At 72.0% G+C, this 19,841-nt stretch carries 18 protein-coding genes; 13 read left to right on the top strand and 5 right to left on the bottom strand.

Translation table 11 applies throughout. The annotated features are described in order from the left end of the window. The first annotated feature begins 35 nt into the window (after positions 1-35). Entirely contained in the window at positions 36-2,147 is a 2,112-nt protein-coding gene (gene uvrB / locus ACZ6W9_RS05485) for an excinuclease ABC subunit UvrB (RefSeq protein ID WP_470116777.1), read from the top strand. Positions 2,148-2,332: 185 nt separating this feature from the next. Then, a complete protein-coding gene (locus ACZ6W9_RS05480) occupies positions 2,333-3,604 on the top strand; it encodes a hypothetical protein (RefSeq protein WP_470116776.1) in 1,272 nt (423 codons plus the stop codon). Positions 3,605-3,666: 62 nt separating this feature from the next. Here the strand turns inward: ACZ6W9_RS05480 and ACZ6W9_RS05475 are convergent, their stop codons facing one another. From ACZ6W9_RS05475 to ACZ6W9_RS05455, 5 genes are all read right to left on the bottom strand, one after another. Continuing rightward, positions 3,667-4,536 (bottom strand): ion transporter, encoded by an 870-nt coding sequence (locus ACZ6W9_RS05475; RefSeq protein WP_389954453.1) that lies wholly within the window; start codon positions 4,534-4,536, stop codon positions 3,667-3,669. A gap of 111 nt (positions 4,537-4,647) precedes the next feature. Next, a complete protein-coding gene (locus tag ACZ6W9_RS05470) occupies positions 4,648-5,247 on the bottom strand; it encodes a Uma2 family endonuclease (RefSeq protein ID WP_470116775.1) in 600 nt (199 codons plus the stop codon). A gap of 67 nt (positions 5,248-5,314) precedes the next feature. Continuing rightward, positions 5,315-5,929, bottom strand: coding sequence for a hypothetical protein (locus ACZ6W9_RS05465; protein ID WP_470116774.1), 615 nt, complete (start codon positions 5,927-5,929; stop codon positions 5,315-5,317). Between the two features lie 188 nt (positions 5,930-6,117). Beyond that, the gene (locus ACZ6W9_RS05460) at positions 6,118-6,708 is read right to left on the bottom strand and encodes a DUF4126 domain-containing protein (protein WP_470116773.1); all 591 of its coding nucleotides are present in this window, start codon (positions 6,706-6,708) and stop codon (positions 6,118-6,120) included. 104 nt (positions 6,709-6,812) lie between these two features. Then, entirely contained in the window at positions 6,813-7,517 is a 705-nt protein-coding gene (locus tag ACZ6W9_RS05455) for an acyltransferase (RefSeq protein WP_470116772.1), read from the bottom strand. A 173-nt stretch (positions 7,518-7,690) separates the two neighbouring features. On the opposite strand from ACZ6W9_RS05455, the gene ACZ6W9_RS05450 reads away from it, so the two are divergent. The 11 genes from ACZ6W9_RS05450 to der all read left to right on the top strand — a co-directional run bounded on the left by ACZ6W9_RS05450 (position 7,691) and on the right by der (position 19,446). After that, positions 7,691-9,361, top strand: a complete 1,671-nt coding sequence (locus ACZ6W9_RS05450; RefSeq protein WP_470116771.1) for a CTP synthase — start codon at positions 7,691-7,693, stop codon at positions 9,359-9,361. Positions 9,362-9,423: 62 nt separating this feature from the next. Beyond that, positions 9,424-10,086: an NUDIX hydrolase gene (locus ACZ6W9_RS05445; protein ID WP_362945319.1), complete on the top strand. Its 663-nt coding sequence runs from the start codon at positions 9,424-9,426 to the stop codon at positions 10,084-10,086. Positions 10,087-10,098: 12 nt separating this feature from the next. Continuing rightward, on the top strand, positions 10,099-11,025 hold the full coding sequence (locus ACZ6W9_RS05440) for a tyrosine recombinase (protein ID WP_470116888.1): 927 nt from the start codon (positions 10,099-10,101) through the stop codon (positions 11,023-11,025). A gap of 99 nt (positions 11,026-11,124) precedes the next feature. Continuing rightward, on the top strand, positions 11,125-12,084 hold the full coding sequence (locus ACZ6W9_RS05435; protein ID WP_362945317.1) for a ParA family protein: 960 nt from the start codon (positions 11,125-11,127) through the stop codon (positions 12,082-12,084). 131 nt (positions 12,085-12,215) lie between these two features. Continuing rightward, entirely contained in the window at positions 12,216-13,052 is an 837-nt protein-coding gene (locus tag ACZ6W9_RS05430; RefSeq protein ID WP_389954434.1) for a segregation and condensation protein A, read from the top strand. Next, the gene (gene scpB / locus ACZ6W9_RS05425) at positions 13,049-13,609 is read left to right on the top strand and encodes an SMC-Scp complex subunit ScpB (protein WP_362945313.1); all 561 of its coding nucleotides are present in this window, start codon (positions 13,049-13,051) and stop codon (positions 13,607-13,609) included. The genes ACZ6W9_RS05430 and scpB overlap by 4 nt, the downstream gene beginning before the upstream one ends. After that, on the top strand, positions 13,606-15,525 hold the full coding sequence (locus tag ACZ6W9_RS05420; protein WP_389954429.1) for a pseudouridine synthase: 1,920 nt from the start codon (positions 13,606-13,608) through the stop codon (positions 15,523-15,525). The genes scpB and ACZ6W9_RS05420 overlap by 4 nt, the downstream gene beginning before the upstream one ends. 82 nt (positions 15,526-15,607) lie before the next feature. Then, a complete protein-coding gene (aroH, locus tag ACZ6W9_RS05415) occupies positions 15,608-15,967 on the top strand; it encodes a chorismate mutase (RefSeq protein WP_389954426.1) in 360 nt (119 codons plus the stop codon). Positions 15,968-16,091: 124 nt separating this feature from the next. Further along, the gene (locus tag ACZ6W9_RS05410; RefSeq protein ID WP_389954424.1) at positions 16,092-17,216 is read left to right on the top strand and encodes a prephenate dehydrogenase; all 1,125 of its coding nucleotides are present in this window, start codon (positions 16,092-16,094) and stop codon (positions 17,214-17,216) included. Between the two features lie 158 nt (positions 17,217-17,374). After that, the gene (gene cmk / locus ACZ6W9_RS05405; RefSeq protein ID WP_389954422.1) at positions 17,375-18,031 is read left to right on the top strand and encodes a (d)CMP kinase; all 657 of its coding nucleotides are present in this window, start codon (positions 17,375-17,377) and stop codon (positions 18,029-18,031) included. Between the two features lie 29 nt (positions 18,032-18,060). Continuing rightward, positions 18,061-19,446, top strand: a complete 1,386-nt coding sequence (der, locus tag ACZ6W9_RS05400; protein ID WP_389956250.1) for a ribosome biogenesis GTPase Der — start codon at positions 18,061-18,063, stop codon at positions 19,444-19,446. Positions 19,447-19,841: the final 395 nt, after the last annotated feature.

Raw genomic sequence — 19,841 nt, 5'->3', positions numbered from 1 at the left:
CGGAAATGTCGGTGGGCCCGCCTACAGTGGGTGGAGTGAGGCCGGTAACTGATTTGCAGCGCAAGGTGGCGCCCTTCCAGGTGGTCACCGAGATGACCCCGTCGGGCGACCAGCCCGCAGCGATCGCCGAGCTGGAGCGGCGCGTGCGGGCGGAGGAGAAGGACACCGTCCTGCTGGGCGCCACCGGCACCGGCAAGACCGCCACGATCGCCTGGCTGATCGAGCGGCTGCAGCGGCCGACCCTGGTCATCCAGCCCAACAAGACGCTCGCCGCGCAGTTCGCCAACGAACTGCGCGAGATGATGCCGAACAACGCGGTCGAATACTTCGTCTCGTACTACGACTACTACCAGCCCGAGGCGTACGTCCCGCAGAGCGACACCTACATCGAGAAGGACTCCTCGATCAACGACGAGGTCGAGCGGCTGCGCCACTCCGCGACCAACTCGCTGCTGACCCGCCGCGACACGATCGTGGTGGCGTCGGTGTCGTGCATCTACGGCCTGGGCACCCCGCAGGAGTACGTCGACCGCATGGTCCGTCTCCAGACGGGCCAGGAGATCGAGCGCGACCGCCTGCTGCGCCGCCTGGTCGACATGCAGTACACCCGCAACGACCTGGCCTTCACCCGGGGCACCTTCCGGGTCCGCGGCGACACCATCGAGATCATCCCCAAGTACGAAGAGCTCGCCGTGCGCATCGAGATGTTCGGCGACGAGATCGAGAAGCTCTCCACGATGCACCCGCTGACCGGCGAGGTGATCACCGACGACGACGAGGTCTACATCTTCCCCGCCTCCCACTACGTCGCGGGCCCCGAGCGGATGGAGAAGGCCGTCAACGGCATCGAGGCCGAGCTGGCCGAGACGCTGGAGAGGATGGAGCGCCAGGGCAAGCTCCTGGAGGCCCAGCGGCTGCGCATGCGCACCACCTACGACCTGGAGATGCTGCGCCAGATCGGCACCTGCTCCGGCGTGGAGAACTACTCGCGCCACATGGACGGCCGCGCCCCCGGCAGCGCCCCCAACACCCTGCTCGACTACTTCCCCGAGGACTTCCTCCTCGTGCTGGACGAGTCGCACCAGACCGTCCCGCAGATCGGCGCGATGTACGAGGGCGACGCCTCCCGCAAGCGCACGCTCGTCGAGCACGGCTTCCGGCTGCCGTCCGCGATGGACAACCGCCCGCTGAAGTGGGAGGAGTTCCTGGAGCGGATCGGCCAGACCGTCTACCTCTCGGCCACCCCCGGCTCCTACGAGCTGGGTCGCTCCGGCGGCGACGTGGTCGAGCAGGTCATCCGGCCGACCGGCCTGGTCGACCCCGAGGTGATCGTCAAGCCCACGACGTCGCAGATCGACGACCTCGTCCACGAGATCAGGATCCGCGCCGAGAAGGACGAGCGGACCCTCGTCACCACGCTGACCAAGAAGATGGCCGAGGACCTCACCGACTATCTCCTGGAGCTCGGCATCCGGGTCCGCTACCTCCACAGCGAGGTCGACACCCTGCGCCGCATCGAGCTGCTCCGCGAGCTGCGCTCCGGCGAGTTCGACGTGCTGGTCGGCATCAACCTCCTGCGCGAGGGCCTCGACCTGCCCGAGGTGTCGCTGGTGGCCATCCTCGACGCCGACAAGGAGGGGTTCCTGCGCTCGGAGACCTCCCTGATCCAGACGATCGGCCGTGCCGCCCGGAACGTCTCCGGCCAGGTGCACATGTACGCCGACCGGATCACCCCCTCCATGGAGCGGGCGATCGAGGAGACCAACCGCCGCCGGGCCAAGCAGGTCGCCTACAACGAGGCCCGCGGCATCGACCCGCAGCCGCTCCGCAAGAAGATCGCCGACATCCTCGACTCGCTCAACCGCGAGGACGCCGACACCGAGCAGCTCCTCGGCGGCAACGGCCGCCAGCAGTCGCGCGGCAAGGCGCCGGTCCCCGGCTTCGCGTCCAAGGCCGCCAGCCAGCACGCCAAGGCCATCGCCGGGGAGATGCCCCGGGCCCAGCTGGAGGAGCTGGTCGCCTCGCTCACCGAGCAGATGCACCAGGCCGCAGCCGACCTGCAGTTCGAGGTCGCCGCCCGGCTCCGAGACGAGATCAAGGAGCTCAAGCGCGAGGTCCGCGACATGCGCGAGGCCGGCGTCTCCTGACCGCCGCCGGGGAGACCCGGCGGCCCGGCGACGATCGGGAGACCGGCGATCGGCCGCCCCGGGACCTGGGGCGGCCGGCGGGCGCCTCCGTGTACGACGCCGATGACGGCAGGCATCCGCGCGTGCGATGCCGATGACGACGATCCCGTGGCCGCGGCGCGACCCTTGATGCCAGAATGCCCGGCATGGGCCGAAAAGCGGTGCGCTCAGCTCTGGCGGGCCTGGCCATGGCCGCTCTGTCCGCTCTATCCGCTCTGTCCGCCGGATGCTCGGCCGCCCCCGGATCCGGCGCGACGGTTCCCTCCCCGGGGCCGCAGGCCGGGCCCTCTCCCGGCGCGGCGTGGACCCCTTCCGGCGCGGTGGCGACTTCCCCCGGGAACCGCTGCCACCTCCACCCGGACTCCACGCTGCCCCCCACCCCGCCGCCGCTCCCCTCCGGGGGTGGGATGCGCCTCGTGCACTACAACGCCTACCCCTACGGCGACGACTACCGCGCCGTGACGGCGCTGCCCGACGGCACGGTGTACGCCGTCGGGCAGCGCGAGTTCCCCGCGACGGGCGATCCCTGCGGGCCGCGCCGCACGCTGACGTACGCGATGCGATGGGACGGCCGGCGCTGGCACGGGCTGCCCGAACTCGACCGGGTGGTGGAGGTGGGCCGGATCGCGGCCTCCCGCGACGGCGCCCTGCGGGTGTTCGGCCGTTGCAGCGCCCCCACGATGAGCGGTGGCTCCGACGTCTGCACAGCCCGCTGGGACGGCACGTCATGGACGGTGTCCGTGCTGGACTCGGGGGTCACGGGGGCCGCCGCGATCGGCCGGGACGAGGTCTGGGCGGCGACCTCCGGCAGGATCCACCACTGGGACGGTGACCGCCGGCTCTCGCAGAGGCCGCCCTTCCGCGTGGGCGCCCTGCAGGCGACCGCGTCCGGTCAGGTGTGGATCGCCGGAGACGAGGGCGGGCACATCGCCGTCGCCCGCCGCAGCGGTCGCCGCTGGACTCCGGTCCCGCGCCCGCCGATCCCTCGCCTGTACGGGGAGCGGCAGCGGGAGACGGTGGTGGTCGCCCTCGCGGTGGGCGACGGGGGAGAGGTGTGGGTGCTCGGCTCGATGTACCGGATCTGCGGAGAGGAGGAGACGACGTGCGTCCGGCCCGTGCTCATGAGATGGAGCGGCGGCCGGTGGCTGGTCAGGGTCGTGCCCGAACGGCTCTCCATCGGCCGTGACATCGTCGCCGACGGCGCGGGCGGCCTGTGGACGACCGTCCCCCACGGCCTGGGCCGCCTCACCGGCGGGAGATGGCGGACGTACGAGGCCGACCGCGGCCCGCTCGGAGGGCGCTCGGTGGCGGCGCTCGCCCGCCGCCCCGGATCGGCCTCGGTCTGGGCGGTCGGCCGGGACCACACCGAGTCCGAGGAGATGCCGTTCACCAACGGCATGATCTGGCGCCTGGACTAGGTCTGTTCCGCGGGTCCCCGCCCGGCCGACCGCGGCAGGCGGGGTGATCCGTGAAACGGAACCTAACCGGGCCCGGTCGTCTCGGAGGGCTCCGCCGCGGCTCTCCCGTTGGGACGGTGGTCACCGGCGGACGCCTGCAGCTCATCGATCTTGGCGTGCAGGCGGGCCAGCTCCCCGGCGATGACGGCGAGCGTGTCCTCGACGCGCTGCTCCTCGGCCGAGGTGGTCTGGTCGTCCATGGCGGTGACGACGACGGCGATGAACAGGTTCAGCACCACGAACGTGGTCAGCGGGATGTAGCCGACGAAGAACACCCACGCCCAGGGCTTCTGCTCCATCACCTCGGAGGCGATGTCGGGCCACGCCTCGCCGGTCATGACCTGGAACAGGGTGAACAGCGAGGTGGGAAGCTCGGCGAAGTACTGCGGGGCGATGTCGCGGAACAGATGCGTGGCCAGCACCGCCGAGACGTACACCAGCAGGACGATCAGGCCGACGATCGAGAGCATGCCGGGAGCGGCCGCCATCAGGGCGTCGATGATCCTTCGCAGGCTGGGCACCGCCGACACCAGGCGCAGCGTCCGCACGATCCGCAGTGTGCGCAGCACCGAGGTGGAGGCCGACGCGGGGGCGAAGGAGACCGCCACGACGATCGTGTCGAACCAGCTCCACGGATCACGGAAGAACTTCTCACGGTAGGCGTACAGCCGGGCGGCGAGTTCGGCGGCGAAGACGGCCAGGGTGACCCGGTCGATCACGTGCAGCAGGCCGCCGACCCGGTCGGCGAGGACCGAGGAGGTCTCGCAGCCGATGGTGACCGCGTTGAGGACGATGACGAAAATGATGACCCGCTGCAGGCGGGGGGTTTCGAGGATGCGGCGCACACGTTCTCGTGTCGGCACCCGGCCGGCGTCCGTAGGGGGAGGGGTCACCGGTCGATCATCCCAAATCCGGCACGACACCTTTTCGGTGGACCAACGGACATCTCGTTCGAGCGGGAGAACCAGGACGCCGCGCGGGCGGAGGCGGGCGTGGAGCGGCTTCTACGGAGCCTTGCCTCCCATGTACGTGCTCAGGTCGAGGTCGATGTCCACGTCGAAGCCGGCGTACGTCCGCAGCCGCCCCCGGTGGATGCCGGTCGGCACGTACGCTCTGACGGAGGGCTCCAGCTCGAAGGTGTAGACGACGGCGCCCTCGTCCTCCTGCTCGACGCGCCAGAAGTATCTGATCCCGGCGTCGGAGTACTTGATCGGCTTGGTGGTGCGATCCCGCTCCATGGACTCGGCGGACACCACCTCGACGACGAGGTGGACGTCCTCCGGCTTGAAGGTGGTCGTGCTCAGGTTCTGCAGGGCCGACCGGTTGACGACGAGGACGTCGGGCTCCGGGCGCTGCCGCATGCCCAGGGTGACCGTCATCTCTCGGACGACCACGAGATCGGCCGGTGGGCGTATTCCTCGCTCCGAATCGATCAAAAGATTGACCATGAACATGTGGAACGCGGTCTGCGGTGACATCATGACGAGTGACCCATCGATCAGCTCGACGTGCCTGGGCGCGTCGGGGGGAAGACGGTCGAGCATGTCGGCCGTCCACCCGCCGGGTGGCCCCGGATAGAACCACTCGGGAAATGCCGTGGTCATATGCCGACCTCCTCGAACTGCCCCGCCTTTTCACGATGCGTGCTCATGATGACACGCTCCGCGTCCGTCAGCGGGGCTCTTCCCGCTGGGGGCGGCTGAGCATCGTGCGGCGGTAGAGCTCGTCGATCTGGTCCAGCGGGTCGGGGGCGCGGCGGCGGGCCTCGATCTCCAGGTCGGTGCGGTTGTGGAGGTCGGCGATGACCCCGGCCGAGTGCGTCATCTGGTCGTTGAGCAGATCTGCGCGGATGCGGGAGCAGGCCCCGGTCAGCTTGGCATGGTGGTCGCGCAGCAGGCCGAACGAGTGGGGGTCGGAGTGGGACGGCATGCGGGAGTGCCGGGCGTAGAGGCCGAGCTGGGCGTCGACCTGGTCGGCCTGCACGGCGATCTCCGCCATCAGGTGGGGCAGGTCGCCCAGGCCCCAGCCGTCGCGCAGCGCCTGCTCGACGGCCTGGCGGGTCAGGGAGACCTCCCGGCGGAGGTCGATGCGCATCCGCTCGGCCTCGGCGGCCTCGCCGGTGCCCATCGACGCCACGTGGGTGGCGACCCGGTCGCCGACCTTGCGGGCCTCCTTGGTGGCCTTCTTGCCGACCTTGACCAGGAGGTAGACACCGGCCGCCGAGGCGAGAAGGACGAACAGCAGGATCACCAGTGCGATGGTGATGAAAGTGCCGATGGGAGCCACCTCCTGGCGGGGGCGAGACGGGTTCTTCGAGCATATCCCCGGCGGCGCGGCCGGGGCGGAGCCGTGGGCGGGAGGGGCCGACGCTCCCGGGTGGGCCGGTGGGCCGAGGTCGTGAAGGCCCGGCCGCGGGGCCGTCATCCGGGTCGCCCGGCTCCCCGCTCCTCCCTGTGCGGGGCGGAGCCGTGGCGTCAGGCCGGACTTCGGCGTAGGGCGCGGCGGCGCCGTACCTTGCGGACCGCCCACCAGCCGAACAGGGCGAGGACCGCCACCCCAACGACCACCAGCACCGGCATGAAGACCGCGACCAGGCTCATGCCGAGCGAGCCGGCGTCCTCCAGGGTGCTGACCACGGGGGCGCCTACCCCGGCGGTCGAGACGTTGACGACCGGCCTGGCGGTGGACTTCATCAGGTGTACGGCCAGCGCGATCGCGATGCCCAGCACCCAGCTCAGCCAGGGGTTGTGGCTCATCCAGGTCGAGCCGTCGAGCCGGGCCGCCGCCTCGGTGGCGCTGAACACCACGCCGCCGGAGGCCGGGCGGACGACCGTCTGGATCATGTCGTTGACGCTGTCGACCGCCGGGACCTTGTCGAGCACGATCTCGGCGAGCAGCAGCACGCCGATGATCGCGAGCACCCAGCCGTTGGACAGCCAGGCGAACTCGCTCGGCAGCCGTACCTCGTCGGTGAGGTTGGCGAGGACGCCGACGACCAGCAGCGGGATGTAGGCGTTGAGCCCGGCCGCCGTGGAAAGCCCCAGACCGGTTAGTGCCGCGAGCATCGTGTCTCCTCCGTGTGTCGCCCTTCCCTCAACGAACGATCACGGGGCAAAGATCCCGCCCCGGCGGACCGCGGCGGCGGAGGAGGCCCCGGGAGGTACGGGGGTCACGGTGTCCCCGAGGTCACCGCGCCGTCGGACAGCACGGTGAGTCCGGGAGTCGTGAGGGCTCCGGGGGAGCCGTCGGCGGCGAGGTGAGGCGGGAGCCAGCCGTGGCCGGGGACGTGGCGGCGGACCACCCTGGCCGGGACGCCGGCGATCACGCTGTGGTCGGGGAACTCGCCGCGGACCACGGCCCCGGCGGCGACCACGCACTGCCGGCCGATCCGGGTGCCCGGCAGGATGATCGCGCCGGTGCCCAGCCAGGAGCCGGAGCCGATGACCACGGGGTTGTTGCGGGGCCACTGGCGGCCGATCGGCGTCTCGGGGTCGTCGTAGACGTGGTTCTGGTCGGTGATGTAGACGTAGGGGCCGGTGAAGACGTGGTCGCCGATGTCGATCGACTGGTGCCCGACGATGTGACCGCCCCGGCCGATGGAGCAGTGCCGGCCGATCCGCACGATGCCGTCGGGGCCGAGGTCCGCTCCCGGGGCCATGCCGGCGGAGAGGGAGACCCGCTCGCCGACGAGGGTCTCCTCGCCGATCTCGATCCACTGCTCGCCGAAGACCGCGCCGGGGGGGAAGGCCAGGCGGGCGCCCTCGCCCAGGCGGCGGAACCGGTAGCCACCGGGGCTGGCCGGGGTGACCTCGCCGGCGGCGCGGAGCGCGGACCAGCCGCGGTGGACGAGAGCGCTGAGGGTGCGCCTCAACACCCCATGTACTGACATAAGGGCATAAGTTACCGGTCAGGGGTTTACCTGGGGAATGCGGGGCAGGGGCAGGTGACGGGGCGGTTCGCGACGGTCGTTTGATATTCTGAGAGCCCGTGGACAGTAGGCCCCTATCAGGGGGTGCCTGCAGCTCTATCGCGACCACGGGAGACTTCTTGCGCAGCGCCGCACAAACCAAGCATCTGTTCGTCACCGGCGGCGTCGCCTCCAGTCTCGGTAAGGGACTGACGGCGTCGAGCCTCGGACGCCTCCTCAAGCTGCGTGGCCTGCGAGTCACCATGCAGAAGCTGGACCCCTATCTCAACGTCGACCCCGGGACGATGAACCCGTTCCAGCACGGTGAGGTGTTCGTCACCGACGACGGAGCCGAGACCGACCTCGACGTCGGCCACTACGAGCGCTTCCTCGACACCGAGCTGCACGGCTCAGCGAACGTGACCACCGGCCAGGTGTACTCCAACGTGATCGCCAAGGAGCGCCGCGGCGAGTACCTCGGAGACACCGTCCAGGTCATCCCGCACATCACCAACGAGATCAAGGACCGCATCCGGTCCATGGCAGGCCCCGACGTCGACGTGGTCATCACCGAGGTCGGCGGGACCGTCGGCGACATCGAGTCGCTGCCCTTCCTGGAGGCCGTCCGCCAGGTCCGCCACGAGGTCGGCCGCGACAACGTGTTCTTCCTCCACGTCTCGCTTCTCCCGTACATCGGGCCGAGCGGCGAGCTGAAGACCAAGCCGACCCAGCACTCCGTGGCCGCGCTGCGCAGCATCGGCATCCAGCCCGACGCCATCGTCCTGCGCTCGGACCGGCCGGTCGCCGCCCCGATCAAGCGCAAGATCAGCCTGATGTGCGACGTCGACGAGGACGCCGTCGTCTCGGCCGTGGACGCCGCGAGCATCTACGACATCCCCAAGGTCCTGCACTCCGAGGGCCTGGACGCCTACGTCGTCCGCCGCCTCGGCCTGCCCTTCCGCGACGTCGGCTGGAAGGAGTGGGAGCAGCTCCTGCGCCGGGTGCACCACCCGGCCAGGGAGGTCACGATCGCGCTCGTCGGCAAGTACATCGACCTGCCCGACGCCTACCTGTCGGTCACCGAGGCGATGCGCGCCGGCGGCTTCGCCAACGACGCCCGCGTCAACATCCGCTGGGTCAAGAGCGACGACTGCGAGACCCCCGAGGGCGCCGCCCGCGAGCTCGACGGCGTGGACGGCGTGCTCATCCCCGGCGGCTTCGGCGTGCGGGGCATCGAGGGCAAGCTCGGCGCGATCCGGCACGCCCGGGAGAACAAGGTCCCGCTGCTCGGCATCTGCCTGGGCATGCAGTGCATGGTCATCGAGGCCGCCCGCAACCTCGCGGGCATCGAGGACGCCGGCAGCACCGAGTTCGACCCCGAGACGCCGCACCCGGTGATCTCCACCATGGCCGACCAGAAGGACGTCGTCGCCGGCGACCGCGACATGGGCGGCACCATGCGGCTGGGCCTCTACCCCGCCAAGCTCACCGAGGGCTCGCTCGCCCGCCAGCTGTACGGCAAGGCCAGGGCCGAGGAGCGTCACCGTCACCGCTACGAGGTCAACAACTCCTACCGCGCCGACCTGGAGAAGATCGGCATGGTCTTCTCCGGCCTGTCGCCCGACGGGCGCCTGGTGGAGTACGCCGAGCTGCCCGCCGACGTCCACCCGTTCTTCATCGGCACCCAGGCGCACCCGGAGTTCCGCTCCCGGCCGACCCGCTCGCACCCGCTGTTCTCGGGCCTCGTCTCCGCCGCCCTGGCCTACGCCGAGGCCCGGAGCGACGCGGCGAAGACCGGGCGGGGCAAGTGAGCGCGCCCGAGCCGCGGGCGAGCCGTGCCGACGTCTCCAGGCCGGACGGGCCGGACGGGCCGGTGGCGGACCGGGCGGACGCCTCCGCCGGTCCCGGGGTCCCCGAGGTCGTCGACGCCCCGGCGGAGTGGAAGGTCGTCTCCTCGGCCGAGCACTTCTCCGGGCGGGTCATCACCGCGCTGACCGAACGGGTCGTCATGCCGGACGGGGACGGCGAGGACGAGGTCGTCGCGCGTGACTACGTCCGCCACCCCGGGTCGGTGGCCGTGGTGGCGCTCGACGATGAGGACCGGGTCCTGATGATCCGCCAGTACCGCCACCCGGCCCGGCGGCTGCTGTGGGAGCTGCCCGCCGGGCTGCGCGACGTCGACGGCGAGCCGCTGCACGCCGGGGCGGCGCGGGAGCTGGCCGAGGAGGCGGGCTATCGCGCGCGGACCTGGCACACGCTCGTCGACGCCTTCACCTCGCCGGGGATGACGGACGAGCGGACCCGGATCTTCCTCGCCAGGGACCTCAGCCCCATCCCCGACGGGGAGCTGGACTTCGTCCGGCGGCACGAGGAGGCCGACATGCCGGTGGTGTGGATTCCCCTGTCCGAAGCGGTTCGGCGTGCCCTGGCGGGAATGATCCACAATTCCCAGGCCGTGGCCGGTATTCTCGCCGCATACGCCGCTTCGGCGGACGCTTTCGCCTCTCTGCGGCCCGCCGACGCACCGGAGGCATGACGGGAGGACACCCTGAGCGAGACGGAGGCCGTCCTCGAGAGCTACCTCGCCCACCTCGCGGTGGAGCGGGGGCTGGCCGCCAACACACTGGCCTCCTACCGCCGTGACCTGCTGCGGTACACCGCGCATCTGAGGGACCGCGGCCGCGTCGCCCTCGGCGAGGTCGTCGAGGGCGACGTCACGGCCTTCCTGACCGCGCTCGGGGACGGCGACGAGGACCACCAGGCCCTCGTCGCCAGCTCCGTGGCGCGCGCCGCCTCCGCCGTACGCGGACTGCACCGCTTCGCGCTGCGCGAGGGCCTGTCCGGGCGGGACCCCGCGCACGCGGTGCGCCCGCCACGCCGCCTGCGGCGGCTGCCCAAGGCGATCAGCGTGGCGGAGGTGGAGCGCCTCATCGCCGCCGCCGGGCCCGAGGACGCGCCGCTCACCATCCGCAACCGGGCGCTGCTGGAGCTGCTGTACGGCACCGGCGCCCGCATCTCCGAGGCCGTCGGGCTCGCCGTGGACGACGTCGACCTGGACGCCGGGATCCAGCGGGTACGGCTGCGCGGCAAGGACGGGCGGGTCCGCGCGGTGCCGCTGGGCCGCTTCGCCAGGGAGGCGCTCGGCGCCTATCTCACCCGCGGGCGCCCTCGAATCGCCGCCCGGGGAAGGGGCGGCCAGGGGCTGTTCCTCAACGCCAGGGGCGGCAGGCTGACCAGGCAGGGAGCCTGGGAGGTGCTCCAGGCCGCCGCCGAGCGCGGGGGACTGGCCGGAATCTCCCCCCATATCTTGCGACATTCGTTCGCAACACACCTCCTGGACGGGGGTGTGGACGTTAGGGTGGTTCAGGAGCTGCTCGGCCACGCCTCGGTGACGACCACGCAGGTCTATACCCTGGTCACGGTCGACAAGCTCCGGGAGGCGTACGCCGCCGCGCGCCCCCGCGCGCGGCATTGAGCTTGCTTGTGTTCGGGCGTGCCGCCTTGCCGCATACGTGTTGACGCCATAGTGTCCGTCCGGACGGTCCGGTTCGAGGCCGTCAGGGAGGTTCAACTGGTGACTGTGACCACCGACGGTTCTGCTCGGGGAACGACCCCGGGAAACCCCGAGAATCCCTGGGGCGACACCAAGACCGCGGGGAGCCCTCACCCGGGGGGAGTCCTCGGCCCCACCGGGCGGCCCCGCCCGGTCTTCCCCGATCCGCCCCCGCGCACGGTACACGGACCGGCGCGCGTCGTGGCCATGGTGAACCAGAAGGGCGGGGTCGGCAAGACCACCACCACCATCAACCTGGGCGCGGCGCTGGCCGAGGCCGGGCTGAGGGTGCTGCTGGTCGACTTCGACCCGCAGGGCGCCCTCTCGGTCGGCCTGGGCATCAACCCCCACCAGCTCGACCTGACGGTCTACAACCTCCTGATGGACCCGCAGATCACCGCCAGGGAAGTCCTGATGGAGACCGGCGTCGAGGGCATGGACCTCCTGCCGAGCAACATCGACCTGTCCGCGGCCGAGGTCCAGCTCGTCACCGAGGTCGCCCGCGAACAGGTGCTCGGCCGGGTGATCAAGCCGCTGCTGCCCGAGTACGACGTCTGCCTGATCGACTGCCAGCCCTCGCTGGGCCTGCTCACGATCAACGCGCTGGCCTGCGCGCACGGCGTCATGGTCCCGCTGGAGTGCGAGTTCTTCGCGCTGCGAGGCGTCGCGCTGCTCATGGACACCATCGTGAAGGTCCAGCAGCGCATCAACGAGGACCTGGTCATCGAGGGCCTGCTCGCCACCATGTACGACGCGCGCACCCTGCACGGCCGTGAGGTGCTGGCCCGGGTGGTCGAGGCGTTCGACGAGAAGGTATTCCACACCGTGATCAACCGTACGGTCCGCTTCCCGGACGCCACGGTGGCCGGTGAGCCCATCACCAGCTTCGACTCCTCCTCACTGGGCGCCAGCGCCTACCGCGAGCTGGCCCGCGAGGTCCTGGCCAGGTGGAGCGCCGAGGAGCACGCCCAGGAACGCTGACCCGCCGCGGGAGAGGCGTCCGGGGGACGGGCGCGGTGGAGCGCCGGGGGTGACCCGGCGTGACGAGCGTGGACGGGCGCGGTGGCGCGCCGGGGGCGATGGGCGCGGCCGGGGTACGGGACAATGGCGGGATGACCGAGCAGCCGCTGCCGGCCGGGCAGGCAGAGCCGGCCGCCGACACCTTCCGGGTCCGCCTGGAGGTCTTCGAGGGTCCCTTCGACCTGCTGCTCGGCCTGATCGCCAAGCACAAGCTGGACATCACCGAGGTCTCCCTCAGCCAGGTCACCGACGAGTTCATCTCCTACATCCGCGCCAGGGGACCGGAGTGGGACCTCGACCAGACGAGCCACTTCCTGCTCGTCGCGGCGACCCTGCTCGACCTGAAGGCGGCCCGGCTGCTGCCGTCCGGCGAGGTGGACGACGAGGAGGACCTCGCCCTGCTGGAGGCTCGCGACCTGCTGTTCGCCCGCCTCCTGCAGTACCGGGCCTACAAGGAGGTCGCGAAGGTCTTCTCCGGCCGGATGGCAGAGGAGGCGCTGCGCTTCCCCCGGGTCGTCCCCATGGAGGCGCGGTTCGCGGGCCTGCTGCCCGAACTGGTGCTGGGCATCGGTCCCGAGCGCCTCGCGGAGATCGCGCGGCGGGCCTTCACCCCCAAGGCGCCGCCCTCGGTGTCGGTCTCCCACATCTACCAGCCGCTCGCCAATGTCCGCGAGCAGGCGGTTATCCTTGTCGAGCGGCTGAGGCGGATCCGCAGGGCGACGTTCCGGGCGCTCACCTCCGACTGCGCCGGCACCTTCGAGGTCGTCGCGCGTTTCCTGGCCGTCCTGGAGCTCTACCGGGAGGGGGCCGTCTCCTTCGAGCAGGTCGAGCCTCTGGGAGAGCTGCACGTGACCTGGACGGGCAGCGACGACGGCGATGTCGCCGTGGCGGACGACTACGACGAGAGCGGCGGGAAAGAGCCTTCATGACCGACGTGGCGCCCGAGGCCGGCCTGCGAGCCGGGCTTGAGGCCATCCTGCTCGTGGTGGACGAACCGGTCGCCGAGGTCACCCTGGCCCAGGTGCTCGAACGCCCCGTCCCGGAGATCGCCGCCGCCTTGCGCGCGCTGTCGGCGGAATACACCGCCGCCGGACGGGGTTTCGATCTGAGAGAGGTCGCGGGCGGCTGGCGGTTCTACACGCGGGCCGAGTGCGCGTCCCTCGTGGAGCGGTTCGTCCGCGACGGCCAGCAGGCGCGGCTCACCCAGGCCGCGCTGGAGACCCTGGCCGTCGTCGCCTACCGCCAGCCGGTCAGCCGGGCCAGGGTGGCGGCGATCCGGGGCGTCAACAGCGACGGCGTGATGCGCACGCTGGTGGCGAGGGGGCTGGTCGAGGAGGCCGGCACCGACTCCGACAGCCAGGCACTTCTTTACCGAACGACCTCGTACTTTCTCGAACGGATGGGCCTGCGGGACCTCGAGGAGCTTCCCGAGCTGGCACCGTTCCTTCCCGACGACGTGGAAAACCTAGAGGAGCAGAAGCAGTGAACGACAGGCGTAGCACCCCGTCCGGTGATGGACGCGGTCGAGGCCGCGGCGGAGCCCCGCGCGGCGGCGGCCCCCGCGGAGGCGGCGGCACCCGGGGAGGATCCGGGGCCGGCGGGTTCCGCGGCGGATCCCGGGGCGGCTTCCGCTCCGACGCGCCGCGCCGCGACGACCGCTCCGGCGGCCCGCGCCGCGACGACCGGTCCGACGCGCCCCGGCGTGACGACCGCGAGGGCTTCCGCGCCGAGCGCGGTGGTTCGCGTGGCGGGTACGGCTCCGGCCGCGACGACCGCTTCGGCGGTCCCCGCCGCGACGACGCCCCCCGGGGAGGCTCCGGCCGTGGCGAGCGTTTCGGCGGTCCGCGCCGTGACGATCGTTCGGGCGGTCCGCGCCGTGACGACCGTTCCGGCGGCTTCCGCCGCGATGACCGTGGCGGATCCCGTTCCGACGCGCCCCGATTCCGGTCCGACGCGCCGCGCCGTGACGACCGCTTCGGTGGTCCGCGCCGTGACGACCGTTCCGGCGCTCCGCGCCGCGATGACCGTTTCGGTGGTCCCCGGCGCGACGACCGTGAGGGCTTCCGCGCCGAGCGCGGCGGTTCGCGTGGCGGGTACGGCTCCGGCCGTGACGACCGTTCCGCCGGTCCCCGCCGTGACGACCGCTTCGGCGGTTCCGGCGGCGGCGAGCGCTTCGGTGGTCCCCGCCGTGATGACCGTTCCGCCGGTCCCCGCCGCGATGACCGTTTCGGTGGTCCCCGGCGTGACGACCGTGAGGGCTTCCGCGCCGAGCGCGGCGGTTCGCGCGACCGTTTCGGCGGTCCGCGCCGTGACGACGCCCCCCGGGGCAGCTCCGGCCGTGACGACCGCTTCGGCGGTTCCGGTCGTGAGGAGCGCTTCGACGCCCCCCGCCGTGACGACCGTTCCGGCGGCCCCCGCCGCGACGACGCCCCCCGGGGCGGCTCCCGCGGCCGATTCGGCAGGACCGGCCGCCGGGACGAGATCCAGACGATCGGCGGCGCGCGGTCCGGCTCGTACGGCGAGCGCCGGAGCCCGGCCGGCCGCGCCTCCGGGGCCCCTGCCGCGCGCAGGCCCGGCGGGACCGCGAACGACCGGTTCAAGACCGCCCGCCAGCCGCGCCGCGACCCCGACTTCTACGACGCCGACTACACCGACGAGCGCGACACCACCGAGGTCCCCGGCGGAGTTCGGCTGCAGAAGGTCCTCGCCCAGGCGGGCGTGGCCAGCCGCCGGGCCTGCGAGGAGATGATCGGCGAGGGCCGCGTGACGGTCGACGGTCAGGTCGTCCGCCGCTTCGGCGCCCGCGTCGACCCGGCCAAGCAGGTCATCCACGTGGACGGCAAGCGCCTGCCGACCATGCCCGACCTGGTCTACCTCGCGATCAACAAGCCCATCGGCGTCGTCAGCACCATGGCCGACCCCGAGGGCCGTCCCTCGCTGGCCGACTACGTCGCCGACCGCACCGAGCGGCTCTTCCACGTCGGCCGTCTCGACACCGAGACCGAGGGCCTGATCCTGCTCACCAACGACGGCGAGCTGGCCAACCGGCTCACCCACCCCAGCTACGGCGTGCAGAAGAAGTACTGGGCGAAGGTACCGGGCAAGATCGAGCGCGACCTCGGCCGCCGCCTGCAGAAGGGCATCGAGCTGGAGGACGGCATCGCCAAGGCCGACTCCTTCGGCGTGGTCCAGGAGCACGGCCAGCAGGCGCTGGTGGAGATCGTCCTGCACGAGGGCCGCAAGCACGTCGTGCGCCGCATGCTGGAGGAGGTCGGCCACCCGGTCATCGACCTCGCCCGCATCGAGTTCGGCCCGGTCAAGCTCGGCCGCCTCAAGCCGGGCACGGTCCGCGCGCTGACCCTCAAGGAAGTCGGCGAGCTCTACGCCGCCGTCGGCCTGTAATCTCGGATACACACGCGTTCGGGGCACACCGGACCCGTCCCGCTTCGGGCGGGTCCGGCGTGCACATGAAGGGGGAGCGGCGATGGTGCGGGCGATCCGCGGGGCGATCCAGGTCGACGGAAACGACCGGGAGTCCGTCCTGTCCGGTGTCACCGAGCTGGTCACCGAGGTGATGGAGCGCAACAGGCTCACCACCGACGACGTGATCAGCGTCATCTTCACCGCCACCCCCGATCTGACCGCGGAGTTCCCCGCCCTGGCCGCCCGCAAGCTCGGCTTCCACGACGTGCCGCTCATCTGCGCGTCCGAGATCGACGTCCCGGGCGCGCTGCCCCGCGTCGTCCGGCTGATGGCCCACGTGGAGACCGACCGACCGCGCCAGGAGATCCAGCACGTCTACCTGCGCGGCGCGGTCGCCCTGCGGGTGGACATCGCCCAGTGAGCCCAGCGAGCCCGGCGGCGGTCTGACCGGTGATTCCGGCGGTGATCCGGGCGGCGGTCCCGCCGCGGTCACCGCGGAGGATCGCTCCGGCCCCGCCACGAGCCCCAGCACCCTAAGGACAGACGTGAGCGGCCTCGAAAACGTCCTCGTCGTCGGCACCGGCCTGATCGGCACGTCGGTGGCCCTCGCCCTGCGCGGGCAGGACGTCACCGTCCACCTCGCCGACCGCGACCCGGCCTCCGTACGGCTGGCCCGCGAGCTGGGCGCCGGCGTCGAGTGGGCCGGTGGGACCGTGGACATGGCGGTCATCGCGGTCCCGCCGCAGGCGGTGGCGGGCCAGCTCGCGGAGCTGCAGCGGGCCGGGGCGGCCCGTTTCTACACCGACGTCGCCAGCGTCAAGGCGCTCCCGCTCCGGCAGGCCGCCGAGGTCGGCTGCGACCTGGCCACCTACGTCGCCGGGCACCCGCTCGCGGGCCGGGAGCGCTCCGGTCCCGCGGCGGCCCGCGCGGACCTGTTCCTGGGCCGCCCCTGGGCGCTGTGCCCCACGGACAAGACCTCGCCCGACGCGGTGGAGGCCCTGCGCCTGCTGATCAAGCTCTGCGGCGGTGAGGCCGTACAGGTCGAGGCGGCCGAGCACGACCGGGCCGTCGCGGTCGTCTCGCACGCCCCGCACGTGACCGCCTCCGCGGTGGCCGCCCGGCTCGCCGAGGCGCCGGCCACCGCGCTCGGCCTCGCCGGGCAGGGCGTCCGCGACGTCACGCGCATCGCGGCCGGGGACCCGAACCTGTGGACGGGCATCCTGTCGGGCAACGCGCTGCCGGTGGCCGACGTGCTGGAGGCGGTGGCGGCCGATCTCGCCGCCGCCGCGGCCTCGCTGCGCGCCTCGGCCGGCCCGGACGCCGAGGGCGCCCAGGGCGCTCCGGGCGCCGGGGACGCCCCGGCAGACCCGGAGGCCATGGGCAGGGTCACCGAACTGCTGCGCCGCGGTGTCGCGGGCACCGGCCTCATCCCCGGCAAGCACGGCGGCCCGGCGCGCGACTACGCGACCGTCCAGGTCATCATCGGCGACCGGCCGGGCGAGCTGGCCCGGCTGTTCCAGGTGGCCAGGGACGCGGGCGTCAACATCGAGGACGTCCGGCTGGAGCACGCCCCCGGTCTGCCGCTGGGCGCGGCGGATCTGCTCGTGCAGCCGGAGGCGGTGCCGGCGCTGACGGAGGCGCTGCGCGCCCACGGCTGGCACCTGCCCTGACCGGGGCGGGACGGTGGCCCGGAAGCCCGCCGTGGCACCCGCTCCGGCGCGGCGGAGACCGTGACGGGGCGGTGGGCCCGGTCTCCGATGCGAGGTTGCGGTCCCGCTGCCGGTAGCCTCGTACGGACAACTGAAGCGGGCTGTAAGGGAGAGGCGCCGTGGCCGGACTGGTCGTCGCCATGGACGGTCCTTCGGGGTCGGGCAAGTCGAGTGCGTCGCGCGGGGTCGCGCGGGCGCTGGGGCTGCGTTATCTCGACACCGGGGCGATGTACCGGGCGATCACGTGGTGGATGCTGCAGCGGGAGGTCGATCTCGCCGACCCCGCGGCGATCGCGGCCAGGGCGTCGGAGCCGGTCCTCTCGATGGGCACCGACCCCGACGCGCCCACGGTCGCCGTCGACGGCGCCGACGCCGCCGGGCCCATCCGGACGGCCGAGGTCACCGCGGCGGTCTCCGCCGTCAGCGCGGTTCCCGAGGTGCGACGGCGGCTGGTGACCGAGCAGCGTGAGATCATCGGGGCGGGCGACATCGTCGTCGAGGGCCGTGACATCGGCACGGTCGTGGCACCCGAGGCCCCGGTCAAGATCTACCTGACCGCGAGCGCGGACGCCCGCGCGCTCCGCCGTACGGCGGAGCTCGCCGGCACCACGGTGGAGGCGCAGAAGGCCGCGATGGCCCGGCGCGACACCCTGGACTCGACGCGGAAGACCGACCCGCTGGCGAAGGCGGCCGACGCCGTCGAAATCGACACCACGGCGCTGAACCTCGAAGAGGTCATCGCCGGGGTGCTGCGTCTGATTAAGGAAAAAGCGTGAGTGAAGACAGCGGCTGGATCGACGCTGAGCTGACCGATCCAGGCACCGAGAACAGCTCTCCGGAGGCGGGCCCCGACCTGGGACCGCAGCCGGTCGTGGCCGTGGTGGGCCGTCCCAACGTGGGCAAGTCCACCCTGGTCAACAGGATCATCGGCCGTCGTGAGGCGGTCGTGGAGGACGTGCCGGGTGTGACCCGCGACCGGGTCACCTACGACGCCGCCTGGCGCGGACGCAGGTTCACGGTGGTCGACACCGGCGGGTGGGACCCCGACGCGACCGGCATGGCGTTGCGGATCGCCGAGCAGGCGCAGATCGCAGCCGACCTGGCCGACGTGATCCTGTTCGTGGTGGACGCGACCGTGGGCGTGACCGACGCCGACGAGATCGTCGGCCACGTGCTGCGCGGTTCCGGCAAGCCGGTCATCCTCGCCGCCAACAAGGTCGACAACCAGCAGATGGAGCTGGAGGCCGCCGCGCTGTGGTCCCTCGGCCTGGGCGAGCCGCAGCCGGTCTCCGCCCTGCACGGCCGCTCCAGCGGCGACCTGCTCGACGTGATCCTCGACGCGCTGCCGGAGACGCCGAAGCAGAGCTTCGAGGCCGAGCGCGGGCCGCGCCGGGTGGCCCTGGTGGGCAAGCCCAACGTCGGCAAGTCCTCGCTGCTGAACAAGCTCGCGGGGGAGGAGCGCGTCCTCGTCGACCCGATGGCCGGCACCACCCGCGACCCGGTGGACGAGCTGATCCAGCTCGGCGGCCGGACGTGGCGCTTCGTGGACACCGCGGGCATCCGCCGCCGCGACCGCGAGCTGAAGGGCGCCGACTTCTACGCGAGCATGCGCACCCGGGCCGCACTGGAGCGGTCGGAGGTCGCGGTCGTGCTCATCGACGCCGGTGAGGTGCTGACCGAGCAGGACCTGCGGATCATCTCCCTGGTCATCGAGTCCGGCCGGGCCATGGTGGTGGCGTTCAACAAGTGGGACATCGTCGACGAGGACCGCCGCTACTACCTGGAGAAGGAGATCGACCGCCAGCTCGTCCGCGTCCCGTGGGCGCTGCGGGTCAACATCTCCGCCCTGACGGGCTGGCATGTCGACCGGCTCGTCCCGGCGCTGGAGAAGGCGCTGGACTCCTGGTCCACCCGCGTTCCCACGGCGCGGCTCAACGCCTTCCTCACCGAGCTGGTCGCGGCGACGCCGCCGCCGGTCCGGGGCGGCAAGCAGCCGAAGATCCTCTTCGCCACGCAGGCGTCGACGGAGCCGCCGAAGTTCGTGTTGTTCACCTCCGGCTTCCTGGAGGAGACCTACCGTCGCTTCGTCGAGCGGCGGATCCGCGAGGAGTTCGGCTTCGCCGGGTCCCCGATCGAGGTCACCATGAAGATCCGTGAGAAGCGGCAGTCCTCGGGGGCGAAGAGGAAGTAGCCGTCGAGGGAGAGAAGCCACGGGCGGCCCGGCGCGCGCGCCGGGCCGCCCGTCGTTCTTCGGGGGACGACGCCCGGGACGACGCCCGGTACGGCCCGGGCGGCCACGGGAGTTGACGCGTTCGCTCCGGCTGTGGCATCCTGAAGGTGGCACCGAGGTTGACATACCTAGTAGGTGTGGACATTCGTTTCCCATATGGGTTATGCTGCTCCCTCGCGCTGCCCTCCGACGCCCTGGATTTTCGCCGGGGCGTTTTGGCGTGCGCGCAGTTCGATTCCATCCGTGCTCCCCGGAAGGACGTCTGTTGGCAGCCTCGCGCAACGCCTCCGCCGTACCCGCTGGTCCCCGTCGTGTGTCGTTCGCACGCATCCAGGAACCGCTTGAGGTTCCCGACC

This window comes from Streptosporangium sp. NPDC053982, assembly GCF_055585205.1.
Note: the sequence above shows the minus strand (reverse complement) of the source record. Positions and strands in the feature narration are given on the sequence as shown.